The organism is Curtobacterium oceanosedimentum (genome assembly GCF_020297365.1).
In the GTDB taxonomy this organism is placed as follows: domain Bacteria; phylum Actinomycetota; class Actinomycetes; order Actinomycetales; family Microbacteriaceae; genus Curtobacterium.
In genome coordinates, this window is the sequence record NZ_JAIXIG010000018.1 from 46,171 (window position 1) to 71,775 (window position 25,605).

Here is a 25,605-nt window from a genome sequence, read left to right on the forward strand (position 1 = left end):
GGGAGCACGCGCATGGACTACATCCTCAACCTGCTGTCCTCGCTCACCCAGGAGGCACTCGCCCCGACCACGGCGGCGTTCGCCCTGGCCGCGATCGGCCTGAACGTGCACTTCGGGCTCACCGGCCTCGTGAACATGGGCCAGGCGGCGTTCCTGCTGCTCGGCGCCTACGGCTTCGCGATCTCGATCACCAACGGGCTGCCGTTCGTGATGGCCGTGCTGATCGCGTTGCTCGTCGCGATCGTGTTCGCGATCATCCTCGGCATCCCGACCCTGCGGCTGCGCGGCGACTACCTGGCGATCGTCACGATCTCCGGCGCCGAGATCATCCGCATGGTGGGACGCTCGAGTCTGCTCACCTCGACGACGGGCGGGTCGAACGGCATCACCGGGTCGAGCTACCGCGACCCGTTCAACGCCCTCAGCCCGCTGCCCGACGGCACCACCACGATCCTGTGGTTCACGTACGCGAACAACGGCGTCAACGGCTGGTGGATCCGCATCGCGGCGTGGGGACTCGTCGCCCTGTTCACGCTCGTGCTGTTCCTGCTCATGCGCAGCCCCTGGGGTCGCGTGGTGAAGGCCATCCGCGAGGACGAGGACGCCGTCCGCTCGCTCGGCAAGAACGTCTACTCGTACAAGATGCAGGCGCTCGTGTTCGGTGGGGCGCTCGGTGCGATCGCGGGCATCATCTACGTCCTGCCGAGTTCCGTGCAGCCCGACGCCATGGGCCGCTCGATGACGTTCTTCATCTGGACGGCGCTCATCCTCGGCGGTGCGGCGACGGTGTTCGGACCGGTGCTCGGAGCGGTGCTGTTCTTCGTCGTCCGGCTGTTCATCCGCACGCTGGCCGGCGACTTCATCCCCGACTCGATCATGAACGCGCAGCAGGCCGAGCAGTTCTCGTACGTGCTCGTCGGCGTCGCGCTCATGCTGCTCATCGTGTTCCGTCCACAGGGCCTGCTCGGCAACAAGAAGGAGCTGACGTTCAGTGTCTGACACCTACGGCCACCCCAAGGCCGACCCGATCCTCACCGTCGACGGCGTCACCCGGCACTTCGGCGGTATGACGGCGGTCGACGTCGACCACCTCGAGGTCCAGCGCGGCTCCATCACGGCCCTCATCGGCCCGAACGGCGCCGGCAAGACCACGTTCTTCAACCTGCTCACCGGGTTCGACAAGCCGAGCCCCGGTGCGAAGACGCGGTTCGACGGCGCCACGCTGCAGAAGACCAGCGCGACGCACATCGCGAACAAGGGCATGGTCCGCACCTTCCAGCTGACCAAGGCGCTGTCGCGGCTCACCGTGATGCAGAACATGCTGCTCGGTGCGCGTGACCAGCCGGGGGAGAACTTCTTCGCGGCCCTGGTCAAGCCGGTCTGGGCGAAGCGCGAGCGCGAGATCACGGCCAAGGCCGAGGACCTGCTCGCCCGCTTCAAGCTCGACACGAAGGCGGACGACTACGCCGGCTCGCTGTCCGGCGGCCAGCGGAAGCTGCTCGAGATGGCCCGGGCGCTCATGTCCGACCCGACGATGATCATGCTCGACGAGCCGATGGCCGGCGTGAACCCCGCGCTCACCCAGTCGCTGCTCGGGCACATCCAGTCGCTGCGCGACGACGGCATGACCGTGCTGTTCGTCGAGCACGACATGCACATGGTCCGGCACATCTCGGACTGGGTGGTCGTGATGGCCGAGGGCAAGGTCGTCGCCGAGGGCCCCGCGGACACGGTGATGGACGACCAGGCCGTCATCGACGCGTACCTCGGTGCGCACCACGACACCGACCTGGGCGACGACGCGCTCCTGACCGAGGAGACGTTCGAGGAGCTGGCCGAGGAAGTCAAGGAAGAAGACGAGCAGGAGGCGACCCGATGACGGACGCAACGGATCCCACGAACGCGAGCAGTGCCTCCAGTCCGACCGCCGCCCCGGCGGCCACGCTGGACCGCGAGCCGGTGCTCAGTGCGAAGAACCTGGTCGCCGGGTACCTGCCGGGCGTGAACATCCTGAACGGCTGCGACCTCGACTGCTACCCGGGCGAGCTCATCGGCATCATCGGGCCGAACGGCGCCGGCAAGTCGACGCTGCTCAAGGCGCTCTTCGGGCTCGTGTCGATCCGCGAGGGGTCGGTGACCCTGCAGGGCGACGACATCACGAACCTCAAGGCGAACAAGCTCGTGCAGGCCGGCGTCGGCTTCGTCCCGCAGACGAACAACGTGTTCCCCTCGCTGTCCATCGAGGAGAACCTGCAGATGGGCCTGTACCTGCGGCCGAAGAAGTTCGCCGAGCGGCTCGAGGTGATCTACGACCTGTTCCCGGTGCTGGCACAGCGGCGGAACCAGCGGGCCGGTTCGCTGTCGGGCGGTGAGCGGCAGTCGGTCGCGATGGCCCGAGCCCTGATGATGGACCCGAAGGTGCTGCTGCTCGACGAGCCGAGCGCCGGACTGTCCCCGGTGCGGCAGGACGAGACGTTCCTGCGCACCCGCCGGATCAACAAGGCCGGTGTGTCGATCATCATGGTGGAGCAGAACGCGCGACGCTGTCTGCAGATCTGCGATCGTGGGTACGTGCTCGACCAGGGGAAGAACGCGTACTCGGGCACGGGGAAGGAACTCGCGGACGACCCCAAGGTCATCGAGTTGTACCTGGGGACGCTCGCCAAGGACGTCGACGCGGCGCGCTAGCGCCGGGTCGTCGAAGACGTCGACACCGCTCTGCGGCGTCGACTGCGGGTACCGCTGTGGGGGTGGTATCCGCGACGGGTGGGGTCGTGCGTGGTCGCTTCGCGCCGCACGACCCCGCTCCCGTCCGTGGCCGGTCGACGGCCTGGAGGCTCGGCGCACCCCCGCCGGGTCGGTATCGTTCCGCAGGTGCGGAGACTGTCGGCAGGCGCGATGGACGCCCTGGTGTGGGTGGTCTTCATCGCGGTGTTCGTCGGGGCGGCCCTGCTCGTCAAGGTCGCGGCCGTGCTGCTCGTCGTGTTCGTGGTGCTGGCACTCCTGCTCGGTCTCGTGCTCCGGATGCTGAGGAAGCGTCGGTCTCGCGGCTGATCCTGCTTCATCCCGCAGGACGACCGCCATCAACCGCTGCCCCGATCCGCCGGGCGCGCGCCCCCGCCACGCTGATGACGTGATCACCCTCATCAACGACGCCCGCGTCCTCGCGGTCCCCGTCCGGCCGTCCCGCGAACCGCTGGTCCGGCTGACCGACCTCGGGCTCCGCGCTCCGGCCGGCCCGGGTGGACTGGTCCGACTCGGTGTCGCCGAGCGCCTCGTCCGGGCCGACCGCGCGCTCCCTGCCGGGTTCCACCTGCTCGTCGTCGAGGGCTACCGGACGATCGACGCGCAGCGGGCGATCATCGACGACTACCGGGCCTCCCTCGTGCCGCTCCACCCCGACGCCGGAGCGGCCGAGCTCGACGACCTGGTGTCCCGGTTCGTCGCCCCCGCAGACGCGGCACCGCACGTCGCCGGTGCCGCGGTCGACTGCACCGTGGTGGACGACGACGGGCGACCGCTCTGGATGGGCACCGCCATCGACGACACCCCGGAGCAGAGCGGCGGGCGGTGCTTCACGGCGTCCCCGGACATCGACGACGTCGCCCGCGACAACCGAGCGCTGATGGCCTCCGTCCTGGAGCCGGTCGGCATGGTGAACTACGAGACCGAGTGGTGGCACTGGAGTCACGGCGACCGGTACTGGGCCTGCCGGACGGGTGCCACGGCCGCCCGGTACGCGGCGGTCGGGGCGTGACCGCGTCGGCGGTGCCCCGTGCCGCCGCCGCGACGGCCGCTCCTGGCACCATCGGTTCGCCGGCCGCGCCGGTCGGTCCGCTCCGCACCGTGCACCCCGACGCGATCGCCGCGAACGTGCGCCGCGTGACCGCCCGTGGCCACGACCTCATCGCCGTCGTGAAGGCGGACGGCTACGGGCACGGCAGCGTGACCGTCGCGCGGACTGCCCTCGCCGCGGGGGCCTCCGCGCTCGGCACAGCGACGCTGCCCGAGGCCCTCGCGCTCCGCGACGCCGGCATCGACGCACGGGTGCTGTGCTGGCTGCACCTGCCCGGGGCGGACTTCGACGCGGCCGCGCTCGAGCGGATCGAGATCGCCGTGGGCGACCTGGCCACCCTGACGGCGGTCGCCGCCGCGGGACGCCGGACCGGCACCCCCGTCGCGGTGCACCTGCACATCGACACCGGCATGGCGCGCGAGGGGGCGGAACCCGACCACTGGCAGGCCCTGCTCGACGCCGCCGCGGCCGCCGAGCGGTCCGGTCACGTACGGACGGTGGCGGTCATGGGCCACGTGCCCGGCGCCGACCGTGCATCGGCCGCCCGCGCCGCCACGCTGCTCCGGCTCGCCGCCCTCGCCGCCGACCGCACCCTGGGCCACCCCGTCGACCTGCACCTGGGCGGCACCCCGGCCGCCTTCGCGGGAGCGGACCTGCGCGGCATCGCGGTCCGCGTCGGTGCGGCACTGGTCGGCATCGGTCCCGCCGACGCCGGCCTCGTCGGAGCGATGACCGTCACGGCGCCCGTCGTCGCCGTGCGGACCGTCCGCGCGGGCACGCCCGTCGGGTACGACGGCACGTGGACCGCACCGACGGACGCCGTCCTCGCGGTCCTGCCCGTCGGGTACGCCGACGGGGTGCCCCGTGCGGCGTCCGGGTCCGCGCGGGCACGGGTCCGGGGTCGCATCGTCCCCGTCGTCGGCCGGATCAACATGGACCAGGTCGTGCTCGACGTCACCGGGCTGCCCGTCGCCCGCGGCGAGACCGTCACCCTGCTCGGTGGCGCCGGTCCCACCCCCGGCGACTGGGCGCGGTGGGCGGGCACCAACGCGCACGAGATCGTCACGGGCATCGGCGGGCGCATCGGGCGCACCGTCGCACCCGCCACCACCACGCCCACCACCACCAGGAGCACCACATGACCCCCACCGAGTCCGTCCGCGTCGTCGTCATCGGCGGCGGAGCCAACAGCGAGCACGAGGTCGGGCTCGCGAGCGCGGCCTCCGTCGCCGCGGCACTCGACCCGAGCCGGTACGAGGTCCTGCCACTGACGATCGACCGCGACGGCGGGTGGCGGTCCGGAGGGGAACCGTGCTCGTTCGCCGAGGTGGCCGCGGTGATCAGCCGCTCGGACGTGGTGTTCCCGGTCGTGCACGGGCCGGGTGGCGAGGACGGGTCGCTCGCCGCCCTCGCAGCGCTCGCCGGCGTGCCGGTGGTCGGGTCGCCGGTCGGTGCGGGCGCGGTCGCGATGGACAAGTGGGTGACGAAGCTGGTCGCACGGGCGTCCGGCGTCGCCGTGGCCGCCGGGGTCCTGCTGACGGACGACGCCGACGCCGACTGGCTGCGGTCGACCGTCGGACCGATGCCGTGGATCGTCAAGCCGGTCGCGGGCGGGTCGAGCTTCGGGGTGAGCCGCGTGGACGAGCCCGGCCAGCTGACCGACGCACTCGGCGAGGCCTTCGCCCACGACCGGAGGATCCTGGTGGAGCGCATGGTGGTCGGGCGCGAGGTCGACGTCGCCGTGCTCGAGCGCACCCCGGGCGAGCTGGTCGTCGGACCGCCGCTCGAGGTCGTGAACGACGCGGCCGGGTTCTTCGACGCCGACACCAAGTACGACGGCAGCGCGCGCTTCGTCCTGCCCGCCCGGCTCGACGCCGCCGTCGCGGACCGGCTCGACGCCGTCGCCCGCGCGGTGTTCACCCGCCTCGGGTGCACCGGCATCGCCCGTGTCGACTGCTTCGTCACGCCGGACGGCGAGGTCGTGCTCAACGAGGTCAACACGATGCCGGGCCTCACCGCGCAGTCGCAGGTGCCGAAGATGTTCGCCGCGGTCGGTGTCGACTACCCGGAGCTGCTCGGGATCCTGGTGGAGACCGCGCTCGCCTCGGCGCCGAGCCGCTCGGAGGACACCGTGTCGGCCGAGGACACCGTGTCACCCGGGGGACACGACCGCTAGGCTTGCCGGGTGAGTGAAGTCGAGATCGGTGCAGGCAAGCGCGGACGTCGGGCGTACGCGTTCGACGACATCGCGGTGGTCCCTTCGCGACGGACGCGCGACCCGCGCGACGTCAGCGTGCAGTGGTCGATCGACGCGTTCACGTTCGCGTCGCCGATCCTGTCGGCACCGATGGACTCCGTGTCCTCGCCGGCGACGGTCATCCAGATGGGCAAGCTCGGCATCCTCGGGGTCCTCGACCTCGAGGGGCTGTGGACCCGCTACGAGGACCCGACCCCGTACTACGACGAGATCCGCTCGCTCACCGACGGCAACGTCACGAAGCGCATGCAGGAGATCTACTCCGAGCCGATCAAGGCCGAGCTGATCACCGCGCGCCTGGCCGAGATCCGGGCTGCGGGTGTGCCGGTCGCCGGGTCGCTCAGCCCGCAGCGCACCCAGGAGTTCTCGCAGACCGTCGTCGACGCCGGTGTCGACCTGTTCGTCATCCGCGGCACCACGGTCTCCGCCGAGCACGTCTCGGTGACCGAGGAGCCCCTCAACCTCAAGAAGTTCATCTACGAGCTCGACGTCCCGGTGATCGTGGGCGGCGCCTCGACCTACACGTCGGCGCTGCACCTCATGCGCACCGGTGCCGCCGGCGTGCTCGTCGGCTTCGGTGGCGGCGCGGCGTCGACCACCCGTGCCGCGCTCGGCATCCACGCGCCGATGGCCACGGCCGTCGCCGACGTCGCCGGTGCCCGGCGTGACTACCTGGACGAGTCCGGTGGGCGCTACGTGCACGTCATCGCCGACGGCGGGCTCGACACCGCGGGCGACATCGTCAAGGCGATCGCCGTCGGTGCCGACGCCGTCATGCTCGGCACGGCACTCGCCCGTGCGACCGAGGCCCCGGGTGGTGGCTTCCACTGGGGTGCTGAGGCGCACCACCCCGAGCTGCCCCGCGGCCGCCGGGTGCAGGTGGGCACGATCGCCCCGCTCGAGAACGTCCTGAACGGCCCGACGCCGACCTTCGACGGCCGCGCCAATCTCGTCGGTGCGCTGCGCCGATCGATGGCGACGACCGGATACTCCGACGTCAAGGAGTTCCAGCGAGTAGAAGTGGTCGTGGCGCCGTACCACCAGTGACGGTGGCACCCGTGCAGCAGCACGGGTGACGCCACGGCGCCGACCGTGACCCGGAGGCGACGATGGCGAAGTCCAGCACGACGAAGCAGACCAGCACGGCCGGACGTCCGCGTGACGTCGCGCCCGGCGTGGGGTTCGACCCCGCGGCGAAGCTCGGACCGGACGAACGCGCGGCTGCGATCGAGACACTGAAGACCAAGGAGCTCGACGTCCTGGTCGTCGGTGGCGGCATCGTCGGAGCGGGCAGCGCGCTCGACGCCGTGACCCGTGGCCTGAGCGTCGGCATCGTCGAGGCCCGCGACTGGGGATCGGGCACCTCGAGCCGCTCGTCGAAGCTCGTGCACGGTGGCATCCGCTACCTCGAGCAGCTCAACTTCGCCCTCGTCCGCGAGGCCCTCATCGAGCGCGGCCTGCTGCTCCAGCGCATCGCCCCGCACCTGGTGAAGCCCGTGCGCTTCCTCTACCCGCTCAACCACCGGGTGTGGGAGCGCTTCTACATCGGCATCGGCATGGCGATGTACGACGTGTTCAGCTGGTCCGGCGGCCGTCCGCCCGGCGTCCCGCACCACCGGCACCTCAGCCGCAAGCAGGTGCTCAGGAACATGCCCGGGCTCAAGAAGGACGCCTTCGTCGGCGGCATGACGTACTACGACGCCCAGGTCGACGATGCGCGCTACGTCGCCTCGCTCGTGCGCACCGCGGCCTCGTACGGTGCCGAGGCGGCGAGCCGCGTGCGCATCGAGGGCTTCATCAAGGTCGGGGAACGCGTGGTCGGCGCGCAGGCCCACGACATCCAGACCGGCGAACGGTTCGAGATCCGCGCGAAGCAGGTCGTCAACGCCACCGGTGTCTGGACCGACGACACCCAGGCGATGATCGGCACCCGCGGCCAGTTCAAGGTGCGGGCGTCGAAGGGCGTCCACCTCGTGATCCCGCGGGACCGCTTCCAGTCGAACACGGGCATGATCCTGCGCACCGAGAAGAGTGTGCTCTTCGTCATCCCGTGGGGCCGGCACTGGCTGGTCGGCACGACCGACACCGACTGGTACCTCGACAAGGCGCACCCGGCCGCGACCGCGGCGGACATCGACTACATCCTCGAGCACGTCAACAAGGTGCTCGCCGTCCCGCTCACCCGCGAGGACGTCGAGGGCGTCTACGCCGGACTCCGGCCGCTGCTCGCGGGGGAGTCCGACCAGACCTCGCAGCTCAGCCGGGAGCACGTCGTCGCGCACACCGTCCCGGGCCTGGTCGTGGTCGCCGGCGGCAAGTGGACCACCTACCGGGTGATGGGCAAGGACGCCATCGACGAGGCCGTCGCGGCCATGGACGGCAGGATCCCGGAGTCGACGACGGAGGACATCCCGCTCCTCGGCGCCGAGGGCTACCCCGCCGCGTGGAACCGACGCGCCCGCACCGCACGGAGCTTCAACGTCCACAAGGTCCGCATCGAGCACCTGCTCAACCGGTACGGCACGCTCGCGACCGAGGTGCTGCAGCTCGTCGAGCAGGACCCCGCGCTCGCCGAACCGCTGCCGGGGGCCGACGACTACATCGGCGCCGAGGTCGTGTACGCCGCGTCGCACGAGGGCGCCCTGCACCTGGAGGACGTCCTCGCCCGCCGCACCCGCATCTCGATCGAGGCCTGGGACCGCGGCGAGTCGGCAGCGCCCGTCGCCGCGAAGCTCATGGCGGACGTGCTCGGCTGGGACCAGGAGACGACCGAGCACGAGGTCGCGAACTACCTGAAGCGCGTCGCCGCCGAACGGGAGTCGCAGCTGCAGCCCGACGACGAGAGCGCGGACCGCGTGCGGCTCGAGGCCCCGGACATCGCCTTCGGCTTCGACGAGGACGACGTGGTCGTCGGCGGCGGTCGCTCGGACGGTGCCGAGGGCGCGAAGGCGTCCGACGAGCAGGTCATCGGCGAGAAGACGAGCGAGCCGGAGTAGCGCGTCCGGCAGGCGCCGTCGTGTCACCGAGACGCTGGCGTCTGCCGTTCCGGTGACGCCGTCGTGTTGCCGAGACGCCGGCGTCTGCCGTCCTGGCGTGACGCCGTCGTCTTGCGCTGACGCCGCCTGGCCGTCAGGACGCCTCCAGATCCGGCGGCGTCTCGCGGTGGACGGGGCGTCTCGACGAGACGACGGCGTGTTGCGGGGCCCACCCGCGCCTCCAGGCCGGAAGGACGGCGGACCGGAGCGGACTGGAGGCCCGCGGCGCGTCCGTCAGGCGGCGTGCGCCCGCACGGCGGTGCGGCGCACGTGCGCCGCCTGGCCGACCACGAGCACGACCGGGATCGCGATGAGCGCGAGCAGGCTCGTCACGTACAGCACGCCGGCCCAGATCGTGTGGGCACCGCCGCCGACCCCGTAGCCGTCGGCCACGTCCATGCCGAGCGCGAACCCGCTCCATAACGACGCCGGACCGCCCAGCACGACCACGGCGAGCAGGACGGCGGCGATGACGTGGGCCGTGGCGCGGGTGACGATGAGCAGCACCGACAGCCCGGCGGCGAGCACGACCCCGACCGCGGCGAGGGCAATCACGACCACGATGTCCGTGCCGACCGAGAAGCCCTGTCGCGTGAGCTCGGCGTGGATCTCCGGCAGCGTCGAGCCCGGCACGGCAGCGAGTGGGTCGAGCACCAGCGCGTTCAGTGCCAGCAGTGCCGCGTACAGCGCGACGACCAGCACCCCGACGACGGCCACGACGATCCGAGCTCTCCCCATCCACAGAACAGTAGCGGGCGGAATGCGCGGGGGGTCCTGGTGGTTAGCATGGGAGTACTCGAAGAGGGAGCCACCATGGTCGACGTCCATCGCGTCAAACTCCCCGGAGTCGGCGTGCTGCACAGCTTCTACACCGACGACGGTGGCAAGTGCGGTGTCATCACGCACCGGTCGGGTCATTCCGACCTCATCTCGTTCGCCGACGTCTCCGACGGGGCGGACAAGTCCGAGAAGGTCTCGCTGCGCCTGAGCGAAGACGAAGCGCACACCCTCGCCGAACTGCTCGGTGGCACCCGGATCACCGAGGGCCTCGACAAGCTCGACGAAATCCCCGGACTGTCCATCGACTGGTTCTCGGTCGACTACGACGACGCCATCGCGGGCAAGCCCCTCGGCGACCTGCACGACTCGGGCTTCATCGGCCTGACCGTCGTGGCCGTCGTCCGCGGCGACAGTGCCAACCCCGCGCCCTCGTCGGACTTCGTGGTGTTCCCGGGCGACACGATCGTCGTCGCCGGTGCCCCCGAGAAGGTCAGCAAGGCGTTCTCCTTCTACCGCAGCGGAGAGCTTGCGGCCGCCTCGGCCGAGGCCCCGCGGAAGAGCTAGCGCATGCACCTGGGTGGTGAACTGCTCACCATCGGCGTGCTCTTCGTCATCGCCTACGTCCTGGGGCGCCTCGGCAAGACCATCGGGCTGCCCGCCATCCCGATCTACATGGTGGTCGGACTCATCGCGAGTCCGCACACCCCGTGGATCGGCCTCAGCGTCGAGTCGCACACGATCGAGCTCATCGCGACGTTCGGGCTCATCCTGCTGCTGTTCAACCTCGGCCTGGAGTTCGACCAAGAGGAGTTCTACGGCAACGCCGGCAAGCTCCTGGCCTCCGGCGGCACGTACGTCCTCATCAACATGGGCGTCGGGTTCGCCTTCGGCTTCTCGCTCGGTTGGGGCACCCGCGAAGCCTTGATCATCGCCGGCATGACGGCCACGTCGTCGAGCGCCATCGTCACGAAGCTCCTCATCGAACTCCGGCGCCTGGCCAACGACGAGACCCCGATGATCCTCGGCGTCACCGTCATCGAGGACGTCTTCATCGCCGTCTACCTGGCGGTCGTCTCGGTCGTGCTGTCCGGCGACACCAACGTCTGGGCCGTCGTCGGCAAGCTCGCACTCGCGTTCGGGTTCCTCATCGTGATGTTCACGCTCGCGCGCTTCGCGGGCAAGTGGGTCTCGAAGATCTTCGCCACCCGCGACGACGAGCTGTTCACGGTGCTGTTCTTCGGCCTCGCCGTCATGTTCGGTGGCATCGGCGACCTGCTCGGCGTGACCGACGCCATCGGTGCGTTCGTCATCGGCCTGCTCTGCGGAGCGACCCGCTACCGCGACCGCATCGAGCAGCTCGCCCTGCCGATGCGTGACGTCTTCGCCGCGTTCTTCTTCGTGAACTTCGGACTCGGACTCGACCTGTCGACCTTCGGCGAGGTCCTGTGGCCCGTCCTCGGTGCCATCGGCATGACGGTCGTGCTCAACGCGGTCGCCGGGCAGATCGTCGCGCGGATGAACGGCTTCAACCTGCAGCAGGGCATCAACACCGCCGTCATCCTGGTGAACCGCGGCGAGTTCGCGCTGATCCTCGCCACCCTGTCGGCTGCCGCCGGCCTGGAGGCGCGGATCACCGCCTTCGCGGGCCTCTACGTCCTGTGCATGGCCGTGCTCGGTCCGCTGCTCGCCGTCAACTCCGAGCGGATCGGCCGCCTCGTGGTCCGGCCGGCCCGGCTCGTCCGCCTGCGCGGCCGCCGCTCGGCCGCCGCGACCGCGGCCGCCGACGCAGCCGAGGTCGAGAGCGAGGACGCGGCAGCCGCACGTCGGGCCGAGCGGGACCGCCAGTTCGCCGAGGAGTTCGCCCTCGTGGAGGCCGCTGGCAGGGACGACCGAGAGAATGAGGGGCCCGAGCCGACGTCCGATCCCGTGACGTCGCCGGTCGAGATCCCCACCGAGCGCCCCGAACGCCCGGTCCGACAGCGCGATCCGGAGTACTGATACAGATGTGGGCCGTTGCCCGACGACCGAGGTGGATCGCGCTGCTGCTGCTGGCGCTCGTGCTGGCGGGGGTGTTCGCGGGGCTGGGCAAGTGGCAGCTCGAGCGGAGCATCGCCAACGGCAAGCCCCTGCCGGCGACCACCGAGACGCGCAGGACCCTCGAGGCCGTGACCACGCCGGAACGGCCGGTCAGCGAGAGCCTCGCCGGCCAGAAGGTGACCGTCACCGGCACCTTCGTCGCTGGTGACACCACCGTCCTGACCGGCCGCACCGGGGGTGGGACCTACCAGACCGTCGGGCACCTGGTGGACTCGGATGGCGGGGCGAGCCTCCCGGTCGTCATCGGCTGGTCCGACCGACGGGCGGACGCCGTCGCCGGGGGCGAGCGCCTGGCGGACGGGCAGACGCTGACCGTCCAGGGCCGCTACTACCCGGCCGAGTCGCCCGACCAGGACGCCTACAAGGAGGCCGAGTTCTCGGCCGTCGCACCGGCACGGCTCGTCAACACCTGGCAGGCGTTCGACGACCGGATGTACCTCGGGTACGTCGTCGCCGACGGCACCACCGCGGAGGCCGCCGACCTCGGCACCATCGCCGACCGTGCCCCGTCGCGCGAGGTCCAGTTCGACTGGCTCAACCTGTTCTACGCGATCGAGTGGGTCGTCTTCGCCGGCTTCGCCGTGTTCCTCTGGTACCGCTTCGTGAAGGACGCCTGGGAGCGCGAGCAGGAGGACGAGCGCGAGGCAGCGCTCGCCACCGAAGCCGACGCGCTCCGACGGTAGGATTGCCGACATGGCCCTGACCGTCCGACCCCGCGACATCCCCAAGATCCCGGGGGCGGTGAAGTGGTACCGCGTCTCGGCGTACATCACCGGTGTGCTGCTGCTGGCGCTGGCGGTCGAGATGGTCATCAAGTACACGCCGCTGCAGCTCGAGATGCAGCTCGGCAACGGCCCGTTCTTCGTGCCGAACGGCACCGCGGGCGAGACCCCCGGCACGTTCAACCTGTCGACGGCGATCCTGATCGCCCACGGCTGGCTGTACGTGCTCTACCTCTTCACGGACTTCCGCCTGTGGAGCATCATGCGCTGGAGGCCGACGCGCTTCCTGCTCATCGCCCTCGGGGGCATCATCCCGTTCATGTCCTTCGTCGTCGAACACCGCATGCAGCAGAAGGCCATGGACACCTACCACGAGCTGATCGCTGCGCAGCAGCGTGAGAAGGAGGCCGCTCGGTGAGCGAGACCGAACAGCGCCCCGTCCTCGTCGTCGACTTCGGCGCCCAGTACGCGCAACTGATCGCACGTCGCGTGCGTGAGGCGAACGTCTACAGCGAGATCGTGCCGCACTCCGTCACCGCGGACGAGATCCGCGCGAAGGACCCGGCCGCGATCGTGCTGTCCGGCGGGCCGTCGTCCGTGTACGAGGACGGCGCACCGTCGCTCGACGGCGAGATCCTCGAGCTCGGCGTCCCCGTGCTCGGCATCTGCTACGGCTTCCAGGCCATGGCGACCGCCCTGGGCGGCGAGGTCGCGAACACCGGACTGCGTGAGTACGGCGCGACCGCGGTCGACGTCACCGGGACCGACAGCGTCCTGCTCGGCGGACAGCCCGGGTCGCAGGTCACGTGGATGTCGCACGGCGACTCCGTGGCGAAGGCCCCGGAGGGCTTCGAGGTCCTCGCCTCGAGCGCCTCGACGCCCGTGGCGGCGTTCGCCTCCGACGAGCGCAAGCTCTACGGCGTGCAGTGGCACCCCGAGGTGAAGCACTCCGTGTTCGGCCAGGCCGTGCTCGAGAACTTCCTGCACCGTGCCGCTGGCCTGCCCGGCGACTGGAACTCGAGCAACGTCATCGAGGAGCAGGTCGCCCGCATCCGCGAGCAGGTCGGCTCCGCCCGGGTCATCGCCGGGTTGTCCGGCGGGGTCGACTCCGCCGTCGCCGCTGCCCTGGTGCACAAGGCCGTCGGCGACCAGCTGACCTGCGTCTTCGTCGACCACGGTCTCCTCCGCGCCGACGAGCGCAAGCAGGTGGAAGAGGACTACGTCGCCTCCACGGGCGTGCGGCTCATCACGGTCGACGCCGAGCAGCAGTTCCTCGACGCGCTCGCCGGCGTGAGCGACCCGGAGCAGAAGCGCAAGATCATCGGCCGCGAGTTCATCCGCACCTTCGAAGGGGCTGCCGAGGCGCTCGTGCTCGAGGCCCGCGGTGACGACGAGGCGGGCGAGGTCAAGTTCCTCGTGCAGGGCACCCTCTACCCCGACGTCGTCGAGTCCGGCGGCGGAGCGGGCACCGCGAACATCAAGTCGCACCACAACGTCGGCGGCCTGCCCGAGGACATGACGTTCGAGCTCGTCGAGCCGCTGCGCACCCTGTTCAAGGACGAGGTCCGTGCCGTCGGTCGCGAGCTCGGGCTGCCCGAGGTCATCGTCGGTCGTCAGCCGTTCCCCGGCCCGGGGCTCGGCATCCGCATCGTCGGCGAGGTCACGAAGGACCGCCTCGAGCTGCTCCGCGCCGCCGACAAGATCGCCCGCGAGGAGCTCACCGCGGCCGGCCTCGACGAGGAGATCTGGCAGTGCCCGGTCGTGCTGCTCGCCGACGTCCGCTCCGTGGGCGTGCAGGGTGACGGCCGGACCTACGGGCACCCGATCGTGCTCCGTCCGGTCTCCTCCGAGGACGCCATGACCGCCGACTGGACGCGTCTGCCGTACGACACCCTGGCGAAGATCTCGAACCGCATCACGAACGAGGTGCCCGACGTCAACCGGGTCGTGCTCGACGTCACGTCGAAGCCGCCGGGAACGATCGAGTGGGAGTGATGCTCCCCTGAGTCCCGAGGGCCCGGTGCGCAGTATGCGCGCCGGGCCCTCGTGCGTCCGGGTGCGCGCGGGCGTGGGCGGCGTGCGGCGTGGTGATCGGTCACGACGCCCCGCGCCGATGACGTCGAGCGGTCACGCAGAGTCGTTCGGGGGAGCGCGGGGCGACGGCGCGTGACCGGTCACCCGAGTGCGGGCGGAGTTTCGCGCGACTGCGGCCGGCCCCGCGGCGACCGAGACCGGCCCCGAGCCGACCCGGACCCACCCGCGGGGCCGCCCACCCGCCGGTCGTCCACCCGGGAACGACGAAGGGCCCCGGCGTGTGCCGGGGCCCTTCGTGTCGTGCTGGCGAGACCTACTCGCGGTTGCTCGCCAGGATCGCGAGGATGCGCAGGATCTCGATGTACAGCCAGACGACCGTCACGATGAGGCCGAACGCCGCGGTCCAGGCGTAGATGCGGGGTGCGCCGCGCTCGACACCGGTCTTGATCTGGTCGAAGTCCAGGACCAGCGAGTACGCGGCCATCACGACGACGAAGATGCCGATGAGGACGCCGAGCGGGATGCCGAAGATCGTGATGCCACGGAGACCGAACGCCGAGTCGGTGACGCCGGTGAGCATCAGGACCATGTTCACGAGCGAGAACGCCAGGTAGCCGACGCCCGCGATGATGAAGAAGCGGGTGGCCTTCGGCGTCGCGCGGATCTTGCCGGACCGGAACAGCAGCAGGGTGACGAAGAACACGCCCAGGGTGCCGAACACAGCCTGCGCGACGATGCCGTCAGCCTGTGGGATCGCGGTCTGGAAGAAGTTCGAGATGCCACCGACGAACAGTCCCTCGAAGAACGCGTACGTCAGGATCAGGCCCGGCGACGGCTTCTTCTTGAAGGTGTTGACGAGCGCCAGGACGAACCCGACGAGCGCGCCGACGACCCAGACGATCGGGGGCAGGTTCCAGCCGGCCACCGCACCGACGAGGAGCACGCCGAAGGCGAGCAGCGTCTTGACGATGGTGTCCTCGTACGACATGCGGTCCGTGTCGACCGTGGAGGCCGCGGGACGGTCGTACATGTACTGCAGCTGCTCGGGGGTCATGCCGCCCTGAGCCTGCCGCGGGGTCTGTCCCCAGCCGGCCTGCTGCTGACCAGCGCCGCCGCCCCAGGCGTTGCGTCCCTGGTCGTTGAAGGCGGGGGACTGGTCGAAACCGGGCTTGAAGGCCATGGTGTCCTCTTCCTAGGAGATTGGAGTCCTCTCAGCCTAGGTGCGCTGGGTCGCGGAAGGCTGAGGATTCGCGGCAAGCGGACGCGGGCTCGGGGGCCCCGCCGCCGGAAGCCTAGGGGCGTCCTCTGCACGGCTGCCCCGAACACGTCGAGAGTCCGCTGCCGACCCTGACGGCACCGCCGGGTACAGCCAGGTGACCAGGGCGACCGAGATCGTCATGAGCAGGAACCACGCCACGATCTTCGTCGCGGACACCGGCTGCCACACCGCGAGCTGCGCCGGGTAGCTCCACGCCCCGGCCCAGGTGGCCACGTTCTCGGCTGCCCAGATGAACACCGCGACGAGGGCCATCGCGACGAGCACGGGCATCCGCACCGTCGCCCGGTGGACCCGGACGTGCATGGTGGTCCGGGCGAACAGCAGCAGCACGAGGGCGAGCAACGGGAACCGGGCATCGGCGACGAAGTGGTGCGCGAAGAAGTTCAGGTAGATCCCGGCCGCCACCACCGCCAGCAGCCACTGCCGTGGGTACCGGTCGAACCGCAGGTCGAACAGGCGGTACACCCGCACCATGTACGAGCCGACGGCGCCGTACATGAACCCCGAGAAGAGCGGGACCCCGGCGACGACGAGCAGCCCGCCCGGCTCGTACGTCCACGAGCCCATGTGCGTCTTGAACACCTCCATCGCGGTCCCGACGACGTGGAACAGGAGCACGACCCGGAGTTCACGGACGGTCTCGAGCCCGCACACGAGCATGCCGACCTGCAGGAGCACGGCCGCGACGGTGAGCACGTCGTTCCGCATCGCGGCCGGCACGGTCAGGTGCGCCACGGCCATCGTCGCGAGCAGCAGCGCCCCGAACGCGCACGCCCAGGCCTGCTTCGCGCCGAACACCAGGAACTCGGTCACGAACACCCGCACGGGGCGGTGCGGCTGGTGTCCGGCATCGAGCACCCGCCGGGCGGCTCGGTCGATCCGGGCCTCGACGGCGGTGGACAGGGATCGGACGGTCATGCGGCGATGCTCGGACCACAGCCTGGGAACGACGGCCCGCCGCCGGACGCGTGTGTCCCGCGACACAGCCGGTCCACCGGTCACCCGCGGCAAGTAGGGTCGCGCCATGACCCTCGTGATCGCCCACCGCGGTGCACCCGGCTACCGCCCCGAGCACTCCCGGAGCGCGTACGAGCTCGCGATCGAACTCGGTGCGGACGCGATCGAACCGGATCTCGTGCCGACGAAGGACGGCGTGCTGGTGCTCCGCCACGAGAACGAGGTCTCCGGCACCACGGACGTCGCCGACCACCCCGAGTTCCGGCACCTGCGCACGACGAAGACCGTCGACGGTCAGACGGTGACGGGGTGGTTCACCGAGGACTTCACCTGGGCCGAGCTCCGGACGCTCCGGACCCGCGAACGCCTGCCGGTCCTGCGACCCGACTCGGCCGCGCACGACGGCGAGCAGCCGGTCCTGCGCCTCGAGGACCTGCTCGCGATCCTCGACGCCGCACCCCGCCCCGTGGGACTCGTCGCCGAGGTCAAGCACGCCGCGTACTTCGAGCGCGCCGGGTTCCCGATGGGCGAACTGGTCGACGCCGCCCTCGGCGGGGCCGGGTGGCGGCACGACGACCGCCTGACCGTCGAGAGCTTCGAGAAGGGCGTGCTCCGTGACCTGCGCGAGCGCGGCACGGGCGGACGGCTCGTGTACCTCCAGGAGGCCCGGGGCAGCGCCCCGGACGAGGTCGCGACCCACGGGTCGCTGGCTCCCACGTACGCCGCCGAGCGATCCGACGACGCGCTCGCGTCGTTCGCCACCGAGTTCCACGGCATCAGCGTCGACCTCGGGACCCTGATGGCCGGGGTCGACACCGTCGCACTCGACGACCCGTCACCGGTGCGGAGCGGGATCGTCGACCGCGCGCACGCCGTCGGGCTCGCCGTGTACACGTGGACGCTCCGGCCGGAGAACCGGTTCCTGCCCTCGCCGCTCCGGCGTGGCGGCGACGTCGCGGCGTTCGGTGACTGGGAGCGCTGGTACACGTCGATCCTCCGGACGGGCGTCGACGGTGTGTTCGCCGACCACCCCGACCTGGCGGTGCGTGCCCGGTCAGTCCTCGAGCGCCTCGAGCGGGATGCCGGTTGACCGGAGGAACTCGGTGGCCTCCTCGCGTGCGGACGTTGCGGCGGCGCGGAGCCCGGCCAGGTCCTCGGGCCGGAAGAACCACGTGCTCCGGTCGCCGGGCGAGACCGTCCGTTGCGCGTCCGTCAGGTCGGCGTCGTGTTCGCCCTTCCGGAGGTCGACACGTGCACGGTCGAGCGCCTGCAGGACTGCCGAGGCGCGGATGACCTCGGCCGCGGGCAGGTCCCCGGGCGCGAGACGGGCGACCCGAGGGTCGATGGGTGTCACCGGGAGGGGCTGCACCGGTGGCCGTCGCCGTTGCCGTCGATCGACGAGGACCGCGACGGCGGACGAGACGACGAGGAACACCACGACGGCGACGAGGAGCCGGGCGCTCCTCGGGAACGTCGACGAAGCGAGGGCTCCGAGTGCGGCCAGGCACAGCACAGCGGTGACCAGGCCGATCGACAGCGGGACCAGGCACCCCGCCGTGTCCTGTCGAGACCGCTGAGCACGGGCCCGACGGTGGCTCTCGATGATCGCGGCGGGGTCGTCGCGCCCGTCCGGAGGGAGGATGCAGAGGACGTCCTGCGTGACGGGGATCGCGGCCGACATCGCGGGGAGCACGAAGACGTCAGGTCGGTCCGTTGTGATCGCCACGGCGCCATCCTGCCGCACGAGGTCGCTGTCGGGGGTCTCGCCTAGACTGTTCCGGACATGACGATCGTGCTCGACCCCTTCGAATCGACGCCCGAGCCGGGCGCCGGTGCCCGCGCGTACGAAGACCCGTTCACCGCGGGTCTGAACCCCCAGCAGAAGGAAGCCGTCGAGTACCGCGGCGAGTCCCTGCTGATCGTCGCCGGTGCCGGTTCCGGCAAGACGAGCGTGCTCACCCGCCGTATCGCGCTGCTGCTCGCCAACCGCGAGGCCTGGCCGTCGCAGATCCTGGCGATCACGTTCACGAACAAGGCCGCCGCCGAGATGCGCGAGCGGGTGCGTGCCCTGGTCGGCGGCGAGGCCGAGGGCATGTGGATCTCGACGTTCCACTCCGCGTGCGTGCGGATCCTCCGGCGCGAGGCCGAGCGGTTCGGGTTCCCGCAGTCGTTCACCATCTACGACTCCGCCGACTCCAAGGCGCTGCTCAAGCGGATCGTCAAGGAGCTCGAGGCCGACTCCCTCGGGCTGACGGTCGGCGCCGCGGCGTCGAAGATCTCCAAGCTCAAGAACGAGCTGCAGGACATCGACACCTACGCGCGGAACATCAACGTGAACGACCCGCAAGAGGTCATGTTCACCGAGGTGTTCCGGCGGTACACGAACGAGCTGCGCCGGGCGAACGCGTTCGACTTCGACGACCTCATCGGACAGACGGTCTTCCTGTTCCGGGCCTTCCCCGACGTCGCCGCCCTGTACCAGCGGCGCTTCCGCTTCATCCTGGTCGACGAGTACCAGGACACGAACCACGCCCAGTACGCCCTGATCCGCGAGCTCACCCGCGCGGTCCCGGTCGATCAGGTCGACAAGCTCGAGGACTCCGGCCAGCACGTCGCCCGGATGCGCGAGGCCGACGGTTCCATCGCGCCGGCGTCCCTGACCGTGGTCGGCGACTCGGACCAGTCGATCTACGCGTTCCGCGGGGCCGACATCCGCAACATCGTCGAGTTCGAGCGGGACTTCCCGAACTCCAAGGTGATCCTGCTCGAACAGAACTACCGCTCGACGCAGAACATCCTCGACGCCGCGAACGCCGTCATCGCGAACAACTTCGACCGTCAGGCGAAGAACCTGTTCACCGACGTCGGCGCCGGCGAGAAGATCATCGGGTTCACCGGGTACACCGGCCACGACGAAGCCCAGTTCGTCGCCGACGAGATCCAGCGTCTGCGCGAGGACGGCACGGACTACCGCGACATGGCGGTGTTCTACCGGACGAACTCGCAGACCCGCGCGCTGGAGGAGATCTTCATCCGCGCCGCTATCCCGTACCGCGTGCTCGGCGGCACCAAGTTCTACGAGCGTGCCGAGATCAAGGACGCCATGGCGTACCTGATCACGGTCGCGAACCCGGCCGACCCGATGGCGCTCCGCCGCATCCTCAACGTGCCGAAGCGGGGCATCGGCGCCGTCACCGAGACCACCCTGCAGCGCTACGCCGACGAGCACGAGACGACGATGCGTGACGCCCTGCGGCACGCCGGAGAGCTCGGGTTCGGGCCGAAGGTGCGGAACGCCATCACCGAGTTCGCCGGGTTGCTCGACTCCGTGTCCGAGAAGGCACCGACGCAGCCGGTGGTGGACACCCTGACGCAGCTGCTCGACGGCTCCGGCCTGCTCGAGAACCTGCGGAAGTCGCCCGACGCGCAGGACGCCGCCCGGGCCGACAACATCGACGAACTCGTCGCCGTCACGCGGGAGTTCCAGAAGAACAACCCCGAGGGCACCCTGTCGGACTTCCTGACCGAGGTCTCGCTGGTCGCCGCGGCGGACGAGCTCGACGACTCGTCGGGCACGGTGTCGCTCATGACCCTGCACACCGCGAAGGGGTTGGAGTACGACGCGGTGTTCCTGACCGGCGTCGAGGAAGACCTGCTGCCGCACCGGATGAGCGCCAACGAGCCAGGTGGCCCCTCGGAAGAGCGCCGGCTGTTCTACGTCGGCATCACCCGTGCCAAGAAGTCCCTGTTCCTGTCGCTGGCGATGACCCGCGCGCAGTTCGGCGACGTCAACGTGGCAATGCCGTCGCGGTTCCTGCAGGAGATCCCCGAGGGCCTGATCGAGTGGAAGCAGTCGCCGGGCATGGCGAACAGCCGCGGCGGCACGCAACCCCGTGCACTCAACGCGAAGCGCGAGGGCGGCTTCGGCGGCGGTGGCGGTGGCGGCGGGTACCGCGGCGGCGGAGGCTGGGGCGGCGGCTCGTACGACCGTGCCGCGGCGGCGTCGAAGACCCGCCCGAAGACCGAGTGGGCGAACCGGGTGTCCGGGCAGGTCCGCGACAACGGGGACATGGAGCTCGCAGCCGGCGACCGCATCAAGCACGTCGACTTCGGCGAGGGCACGGTGTCCGCGGTCACGGGGCAGGGTGCCAAGCGCATCGCCGAGATCGCCTTCGACTCGGCGGGCCGCAAGAAGCTGCTCATCAAGATCGCGCCGATCGAGAAGCTCTAGCCGACGGGTCAGCGCACCATCCGGGTCGCGACGAGATCGACGTCGCCGAGGCGCTGGGTCTTGGTCGTGCCGTCACGGCGGAACCCGTTGCGGCGGTAGAAGGCCTCGGCGCGCGGGTTGTCGTCGGCGACCCACAGGAACGCCGGCCGGTCGCCGATCGCCTGGTCGAGGAGCGCCTGTCCCGCACCCGTCCCGTGCATCGTCGCGAGGACGTAGATGCCCTCGAGCTCGCGGTCCCAGACGGGTGGCACGTCGCGTCCGGGCCCGGCGGTGGCCCAGCCGACGATCCGACCGTCGTGCTCCGCGACGAGGACGGTGATCGCGGGGTCGGCGATGATGCGCCGCCAGCGGGACGTGCGGGCGACCGGGTCGAGCGAGCCGAGGAACGCCGCGGGCAGCAGGTGGGCGTAGGCCTCGCGCCAGGCCTGCACGTGGACGTCGGCGATCCCCGGGGCGTCGCGATCGTCGGCGGCCCGGACGGTGATCGATGGCGCGTTCCCCATGCCCCGACCGTACCGGCACGACCGACCGCCCTCGAGCGGCGCTCGCGTCCGCCACGCCCGGTGCCCCGTTCGGGTGACAGGAATGCCAGGTGAGGTTAGCCTCACCTAACATGAAATCGCTCGACCTGATCAGCCCCACGACCGCCCAGCGCTACCGGCAGGCAGTCGGTTCCACGGTCGACCGGCTCGCCGACCGCATCGCCGTCGCCGACCGGCCCACGACCGACTCGTCGGCATCCGTCCTGCGCGGGAGGGTGGCCGCCGTGGACCTCGACGCTCCGGCGATCGGGACGGACCGCGCGCTCGCCGAACTCGACGAGCTGTTCGTCCGCGAAGCCGTCTGGTTCCACGCGCCCGGCTACCTGGCGCACCTGAACTGCCCGGTCGCCCTGCCTGCGGTCGCCGCCGAGGCCGTGCTCGCCGCCGTGAACCCCTCCGTCGACACGTGGGACCAGTCGCGCATCGGTACGGACATCGAGCGCGCCGTTGTCGACTGGCTCGCACGGCGGATCGGGTTCGCCGCGGGCGACGGCATCTTCACCTCCGGCGGCTCGCAGTCGAACCTGCAGGCACTGCTGCTGGCGCGCGAGGCCCTCGGCGTGAGTGGCACCGTCTTCACGACTGCCGAGACCCACTTCAGCATCGCGAAGTCCGCGCGGCTGCTCGGGCTCGAGGCCGTGGTCGCCATCGCCACCGACGAAGCCGGCCGGATGGTGCCCGCCGCCCTCGCCGAGGCGATCGCCGCCGCCCGCGCGGCCGGGCAGACGCCGATGGCCGTCGTCGCCACCGCCGGCACCACCGACCGCGGGGTGATCGACCCCGTCGAGCCGATCGCCGACGTCTGCGACCTCGAGGACGTCTGGCTGCACGTGGACGCCGCCTACGGATGCGGTCTGCTCGTCTCACCGACCCGACGGCACCTGCTCGCCGGCATCGAGCGCGCCCGGAGCCTGACCGCCGACCTGCACAAGTCGTTCTTCCAGCCGGTGTCGTCGAGCGCGCTGCTCGTGCAGCACCCGGAGGACCTGCGTCGCACCGCCTGGTACGCCGACTACCTCAACCCGGAGGACGCCGACGAGCCCAACCAGGTCGACAAGTCGCTGCAGACCACCCGCCGGTTCGATGCCCTCAAGCTCTGGGCGACCCTGCGGGCAACCGGAGCCGAGGCGATCGGCACCGCGTTCGACGCCGTCATCGACCTCGCAGCGGCCACCCACCGGATGGTCGACGAGCACCCCGACCTGGTGCTCGTCGCGCCGACGCAGCTCAGCACCGTGCTGTTCCGCTGGCAGCCCGTCGGCATGACCGACGAGGACGCCGACGCGCTGGTCGCCCCGATCCGCGCGGCCCTGCTCGCCGAGGGGCGGGTGCTCATCGCCAAGACGGTGATCGACGGCCGCCCCTGCAACAAGCTCACGCTGCTCAACCCCGAGACCACCCCGGAGCAGATGCGCGCCTCGCTGGAGCACGTCGTCGCGACGGCCGAGCGTGTCCGCGCGACCACCACCACGCCCGAGGGAGCGATCCGATGACGACCGACCGCACCGCCGACCGCACCGCCGCCGCCACCGTCCACGACGTCGTCGGCATCGGCATCGGCCCGTTCAACCTCGGCCTCGCCTGCCTGACCGATCCCCTCGACGACCTCGACGCGGTGTTCCTCGACGCCGCCGACGGCTTCGCCTGGCACCACGGCATGATGCTCGACGACGCCACGATCCAGGTGCCGTTCCTGGCCGACCTGGTGACGATGGCCGACCCGACCTCGCCGTTCTCGTTCCTGGCCTGGCTCAAGGAGACCGGGCGCCTGTACCCGTTCTACATCCGCGAGGACTTCCACCCCCTGCGCAGCGAGTACGACGCGTACTGCCGCTGGGCCGCCGACCGGCTCGACACCCTGCGGTGGGGCCGCCGGGTGACCGCCGTCGAGCACGACCCCGTCACCGACACGTTCACGGTGCACGCCGAGACCGACCAGGGCCCCGAGGCCTACCGCGCCCGCCACGTCGTCGTGGGCATCGGTACCGAGCCCGCCGTCCCCACGCCGCTCCGGGGCATCGGCGGGCCGGCGATCCACTCCGCCGCGTTCCTGCCGAACCGCGATGCCCTGCGCGACGCCGGGTCGATCGCCGTCGTCGGCAGCGGGCAGTCCGCCGCCGAGGTCTACCGCGACCTGCTCGAGGACATCCGCCAGGACGGCTACCGCCTCGACTGGATCACGCGCTCGCCCCGGTTCTTCCCGATGGAGGACACCAAGCTCACCCTCGAGATGACGAGCCCGGAGTACACGGACCACTTCCACGCCCTGCCCGAGGCCGTCCGCGACCGCCTCGGCCGGGAGCAGCGCGGCCTGTACAAGGGGATCAGCGCCGACCTGGTCGACGACCTGTACGACCAGCTCTACCGGATCAGTGCGCGGGGGCCGGTCCCGACGACGCTCCGCACCGAGACGAGCGTGGTCGACGCCACCTGGCTCGCCGACCGCGGCACGTACCGGCTGACGCTGCGCCACGAGCAGCTCGACCAGACGTACGAGCACGAGGTCGAGCAGCTGGTGCTCGCGACCGGGTACACCCCGCGGGCGCCGCGGTTCCTCGAGCCGGTCGAGCACCTGGTCGCCCGCGACTCCCGTGGTCGCCTGGCCGTCGCCCGCGACCACCACGTCGACACCCTGGGCGGACGCATCTGGGTGCAGAACGCCGAGGAGCACACGCACGGCCTGACCGCGCCCGACCTCGGCATGGGAGCCTGGCGGAACGCGTCGATCATCCGGTCCGTCACGGGTCGCCCCGTGTACGGCCTGGAGGCCCGGATCGCCTTCCAGGAGTTCGGCCTGCCCGCCTCGGGGCAGTCGACAGGAGCGCCGTCCACCGGCCACCCCGGCGCCGCGGAGCACGCGCCGGCCCGGCACGCGACCGAGCGTGCGGAGGTGTCCGCATGAGCACGACCGTGACGACCACCGCGCCGGACGCGACCGTGCCCGTGGGAGCCGGGCCGGGCCTCCTGACCGTCGAACCCGTGGACCCGGAACGCGACGCCGCCGTCGTGCAGTCGTGGCTCGCGCACCCGGCGTCGTCCTGGTGGGAGATGGGTGACCTCGACGTGGACGGTGTCCGCGCCTACCTGGCCGGCGTGCAGGCGGACCCGGCGCAGGCCGCGTGGCTCGGCCGTCGCGACGGCGACCCGTGCTTCCTGGCCGAGACGTACGATCCCTCCGTCGTCCTGCTCACCGACGTGTGGGCGGCGGAGCCGGGCGACGTCGGCATGCACCTGCTCGTCGCGCCGCCGCCTGCCGCGGGCCGCGTGCACGGCCTGACGAGCGCGGTGATGCGCGCCGTCGTCGAGCACTGCCGGGACGCCCTCGGCGCGCGTCGGGTCGTCGTCGAACCGGACGTGCGGAACACGGCCGTGCAGGCGAAGAACGCCGAGGTCGGGTTCCGCGCGCTGCGACAGGTGGACGTCGGCGGGAAGCGGGCGCTGCTGTCGGTACTCGACACCGACCGGATCGGTGTGCCGGACGACGACGGGCCGGCCGCGCACCTGCGGCCGGAGCACCTGGAGCCCGCCGAACGGCACCTCGTCGCGAAGACGATCGCGGAGTTCACGCACGAACGACTGATCGCTCCCGAGGCAGACGGGGACGGGTGGCGGGTCGACGCGGGCGAGTCGACCTACCGGTTCCGGGCGCGGCAGCACGTGCTCGAGCACTGGTCGATCGACGAGGCCTCGTTGGCGCGGACCCGTGCGGGGGAGCCGGCGCCGCTCAGCGCGCAGGACCTCGTGCTGGAGCTGCGGGAGGTGCTCGGGATCCCCGACGAGCTGCTGGGGACGTACCTGGAGGAGATCGCCTCGACCCTGGCGAGTGCGGCGGCGAAGCACCGGCGGGGCGGGCCGTCGGCGGCGCAGCTCGCGCG

Annotated in this window: 24 protein-coding genes; 19 read left to right on the top strand and 5 right to left on the bottom strand. The window is 71.1% G+C overall.

The genetic code is table 11. The features are described from left to right. The first annotated feature begins 12 nt into the window (after positions 1-12). The 9 genes from LEL83_RS09775 (at position 13) to LEL83_RS09815 (ending at position 9,049) form a co-directional block, all read left to right on the top strand. Positions 13-999 carry a branched-chain amino acid ABC transporter permease gene (locus tag LEL83_RS09775; protein ID WP_198656961.1) on the top strand — a complete coding sequence of 329 codons (987 nt, stop codon included), beginning with the start codon at positions 13-15 and terminating at the stop codon, positions 997-999. Beyond that, a complete protein-coding gene (locus tag LEL83_RS09780; RefSeq protein ID WP_198656960.1) occupies positions 992-1,879 on the top strand; it encodes an ABC transporter ATP-binding protein in 888 nt (295 codons plus the stop codon). Before LEL83_RS09775 ends, LEL83_RS09780 begins: the two co-directional genes overlap by 8 nt. Next, entirely contained in the window at positions 1,876-2,688 is an 813-nt protein-coding gene (locus LEL83_RS09785) for an ABC transporter ATP-binding protein (RefSeq protein ID WP_225558661.1), read from the top strand. The genes LEL83_RS09780 and LEL83_RS09785 overlap by 4 nt, the downstream gene beginning before the upstream one ends. Before the next feature lie 186 nt (positions 2,689-2,874). Next, positions 2,875-3,054, top strand: coding sequence for a hypothetical protein (locus tag LEL83_RS09790; RefSeq protein WP_198656959.1), 180 nt, complete (start codon positions 2,875-2,877; stop codon positions 3,052-3,054). A gap of 79 nt (positions 3,055-3,133) precedes the next feature. Continuing rightward, a complete protein-coding gene (locus LEL83_RS09795; RefSeq protein WP_225558662.1) occupies positions 3,134-3,757 on the top strand; it encodes a M15 family metallopeptidase in 624 nt (207 codons plus the stop codon). Beyond that, positions 3,754-4,938, top strand: coding sequence for an alanine racemase (gene alr / locus LEL83_RS09800; RefSeq protein WP_225558663.1), 1,185 nt, complete (start codon positions 3,754-3,756; stop codon positions 4,936-4,938). The genes LEL83_RS09795 and alr overlap by 4 nt, the downstream gene beginning before the upstream one ends. Next, positions 4,935-5,972: a D-alanine--D-alanine ligase family protein gene (locus tag LEL83_RS09805; protein ID WP_198656957.1), complete on the top strand. Its 1,038-nt coding sequence runs from the start codon at positions 4,935-4,937 to the stop codon at positions 5,970-5,972. Before alr ends, LEL83_RS09805 begins: the two co-directional genes overlap by 4 nt. Positions 5,973-5,981: 9 nt before the next feature. After that, positions 5,982-7,100, top strand: coding sequence for a GuaB3 family IMP dehydrogenase-related protein (locus LEL83_RS09810; RefSeq protein WP_198656956.1), 1,119 nt, complete (start codon positions 5,982-5,984; stop codon positions 7,098-7,100). Positions 7,101-7,162: 62 nt separating this feature from the next. Beyond that, complete coding sequence (locus LEL83_RS09815; protein WP_198656955.1) at positions 7,163-9,049, top strand: glycerol-3-phosphate dehydrogenase/oxidase; 1,887 nt, start codon at positions 7,163-7,165, stop codon at positions 9,047-9,049. Positions 9,050-9,322: 273 nt separating this feature from the next. Here LEL83_RS09815 and LEL83_RS09820 read toward each other — a convergent pair whose 3' ends face one another. Continuing rightward, positions 9,323-9,826, bottom strand: a complete 504-nt coding sequence (locus LEL83_RS09820) for a hypothetical protein (RefSeq protein WP_225558664.1) — start codon at positions 9,824-9,826, stop codon at positions 9,323-9,325. 75 nt (positions 9,827-9,901) lie between these two features. Here LEL83_RS09820 and LEL83_RS09825 point away from each other — a divergent pair, with 75 nt between their 5' ends. Genes LEL83_RS09825 through guaA form a run of 5 tightly spaced genes read left to right on the top strand, consistent with a single transcriptional unit; the run spans position 9,902 to position 14,682 of the window. Beyond that, complete coding sequence (locus LEL83_RS09825) at positions 9,902-10,432, top strand: cation:proton antiporter regulatory subunit (RefSeq protein WP_198656953.1); 531 nt, start codon at positions 9,902-9,904, stop codon at positions 10,430-10,432. Between the two features lie 3 nt (positions 10,433-10,435). Next, a complete protein-coding gene (locus LEL83_RS09830) occupies positions 10,436-11,866 on the top strand; it encodes a cation:proton antiporter (RefSeq protein ID WP_198656952.1) in 1,431 nt (476 codons plus the stop codon). A gap of 5 nt (positions 11,867-11,871) precedes the next feature. Beyond that, positions 11,872-12,648: an SURF1 family cytochrome oxidase biogenesis protein gene (locus LEL83_RS09835; RefSeq protein ID WP_198656951.1), complete on the top strand. Its 777-nt coding sequence runs from the start codon at positions 11,872-11,874 to the stop codon at positions 12,646-12,648. A 10-nt stretch (positions 12,649-12,658) separates the two neighbouring features. Then, positions 12,659-13,105, top strand: a complete 447-nt coding sequence (locus LEL83_RS09840; protein ID WP_198656950.1) for a DUF3817 domain-containing protein — start codon at positions 12,659-12,661, stop codon at positions 13,103-13,105. Beyond that, positions 13,102-14,682, top strand: a complete 1,581-nt coding sequence (guaA, locus tag LEL83_RS09845) for a glutamine-hydrolyzing GMP synthase (RefSeq protein WP_198656949.1) — start codon at positions 13,102-13,104, stop codon at positions 14,680-14,682. Before LEL83_RS09840 ends, guaA begins: the two co-directional genes overlap by 4 nt. A gap of 352 nt (positions 14,683-15,034) precedes the next feature. Here the strand turns inward: guaA and LEL83_RS09850 are convergent, their stop codons facing one another. Further along, a complete protein-coding gene (locus LEL83_RS09850) occupies positions 15,035-15,901 on the bottom strand; it encodes a Bax inhibitor-1/YccA family protein (RefSeq protein WP_198656948.1) in 867 nt (288 codons plus the stop codon). Positions 15,902-15,937: 36 nt separating this feature from the next. After that, entirely contained in the window at positions 15,938-16,918 is a 981-nt protein-coding gene (locus LEL83_RS09855; RefSeq protein WP_225558665.1) for a DUF817 domain-containing protein, read from the bottom strand. A 106-nt stretch (positions 16,919-17,024) separates the two neighbouring features. On the opposite strand from LEL83_RS09855, the gene LEL83_RS09860 reads away from it, so the two are divergent. Continuing rightward, a complete protein-coding gene (locus LEL83_RS09860; protein WP_225558666.1) occupies positions 17,025-18,047 on the top strand; it encodes a glycerophosphodiester phosphodiesterase family protein in 1,023 nt (340 codons plus the stop codon). On the opposite strand, the gene LEL83_RS09865 is transcribed toward LEL83_RS09860, so the two are convergent. Then, positions 18,012-18,683, bottom strand: a complete 672-nt coding sequence (locus LEL83_RS09865; RefSeq protein WP_225558667.1) for a hypothetical protein — start codon at positions 18,681-18,683, stop codon at positions 18,012-18,014. The two genes, LEL83_RS09860 and LEL83_RS09865, sit on opposite strands and share 36 nt — an antisense overlap. A gap of 57 nt (positions 18,684-18,740) precedes the next feature. Here LEL83_RS09865 and LEL83_RS09870 point away from each other — a divergent pair, with 57 nt between their 5' ends. After that, complete coding sequence (locus tag LEL83_RS09870) at positions 18,741-21,188, top strand: ATP-dependent helicase (protein WP_225558668.1); 2,448 nt, start codon at positions 18,741-18,743, stop codon at positions 21,186-21,188. 8 nt (positions 21,189-21,196) lie between these two features. On the opposite strand, the gene LEL83_RS09875 is transcribed toward LEL83_RS09870, so the two are convergent. Next, on the bottom strand, positions 21,197-21,691 hold the full coding sequence (locus tag LEL83_RS09875) for a GNAT family N-acetyltransferase (RefSeq protein ID WP_225558669.1): 495 nt from the start codon (positions 21,689-21,691) through the stop codon (positions 21,197-21,199). 110 nt (positions 21,692-21,801) lie between these two features. On the opposite strand from LEL83_RS09875, the gene LEL83_RS09880 reads away from it, so the two are divergent. The 3 genes from LEL83_RS09880 to LEL83_RS09890 form a co-directional block, all read left to right on the top strand. Then, a complete protein-coding gene (locus LEL83_RS09880; RefSeq protein ID WP_225558670.1) occupies positions 21,802-23,223 on the top strand; it encodes a pyridoxal phosphate-dependent decarboxylase family protein in 1,422 nt (473 codons plus the stop codon). Further along, positions 23,220-24,632: a lysine N(6)-hydroxylase/L-ornithine N(5)-oxygenase family protein gene (locus LEL83_RS09885; protein ID WP_225558671.1), complete on the top strand. Its 1,413-nt coding sequence runs from the start codon at positions 23,220-23,222 to the stop codon at positions 24,630-24,632. The genes LEL83_RS09880 and LEL83_RS09885 overlap by 4 nt, the downstream gene beginning before the upstream one ends. Then, the coding region (locus LEL83_RS09890; protein ID WP_225558672.1) for a GNAT family N-acetyltransferase at positions 24,629-25,605 on the top strand (977 nt) is incomplete at its 3' end. The genes LEL83_RS09885 and LEL83_RS09890, both read left to right, overlap by 4 nt.

Excerpts from the sequence above, each read along its gene's own strand:
- LEL83_RS09880 (WP_225558670.1), top strand. The coding sequence starts at position 21,802 with ATGAAATCGCTCGACCTGATCAGCCCCACGACCGCCCAGCGCTACCGG.
- LEL83_RS09775 (WP_198656961.1), top strand. The coding sequence starts at position 13 with ATGGACTACATCCTCAACCTGCTGTCCTCGCTCACCCAGGAGGCACTC.
- LEL83_RS09815 (WP_198656955.1), top strand. The coding sequence starts at position 7,163 with ATGGCGAAGTCCAGCACGACGAAGCAGACCAGCACGGCCGGACGTCCG.
- LEL83_RS09840 (WP_198656950.1), top strand. The coding sequence starts at position 12,659 with ATGGCCCTGACCGTCCGACCCCGCGACATCCCCAAGATCCCGGGGGCG.
- LEL83_RS09785 (WP_225558661.1), top strand. The coding sequence starts at position 1,876 with ATGACGGACGCAACGGATCCCACGAACGCGAGCAGTGCCTCCAGTCCG.
- LEL83_RS09850 (WP_198656948.1), bottom strand. The coding sequence starts at position 15,901 with ATGGCCTTCAAGCCCGGTTTCGACCAGTCCCCCGCCTTCAACGACCAG.
- LEL83_RS09855 (WP_225558665.1), bottom strand. The coding sequence starts at position 16,918 with ATGACCGTCCGATCCCTGTCCACCGCCGTCGAGGCCCGGATCGACCGA.
- LEL83_RS09820 (WP_225558664.1), bottom strand. The coding sequence starts at position 9,826 with ATGGGGAGAGCTCGGATCGTCGTGGCCGTCGTCGGGGTGCTGGTCGTC.
- LEL83_RS09870 (WP_225558668.1), top strand. The coding sequence starts at position 18,741 with ATGACGATCGTGCTCGACCCCTTCGAATCGACGCCCGAGCCGGGCGCC.
- LEL83_RS09835 (WP_198656951.1), top strand. The coding sequence starts at position 11,872 with ATGTGGGCCGTTGCCCGACGACCGAGGTGGATCGCGCTGCTGCTGCTG.
- LEL83_RS09830 (WP_198656952.1), top strand. The coding sequence starts at position 10,436 with ATGCACCTGGGTGGTGAACTGCTCACCATCGGCGTGCTCTTCGTCATC.
- LEL83_RS09825 (WP_198656953.1), top strand. The coding sequence starts at position 9,902 with ATGGTCGACGTCCATCGCGTCAAACTCCCCGGAGTCGGCGTGCTGCAC.
- LEL83_RS09860 (WP_225558666.1), top strand. The coding sequence starts at position 17,025 with ATGACCCTCGTGATCGCCCACCGCGGTGCACCCGGCTACCGCCCCGAG.
- LEL83_RS09885 (WP_225558671.1), top strand. The coding sequence starts at position 23,220 with ATGACGACCGACCGCACCGCCGACCGCACCGCCGCCGCCACCGTCCAC.
- LEL83_RS09875 (WP_225558669.1), bottom strand. The coding sequence starts at position 21,691 with ATGGGGAACGCGCCATCGATCACCGTCCGGGCCGCCGACGATCGCGAC.
- LEL83_RS09805 (WP_198656957.1), top strand. The coding sequence starts at position 4,935 with ATGACCCCCACCGAGTCCGTCCGCGTCGTCGTCATCGGCGGCGGAGCC.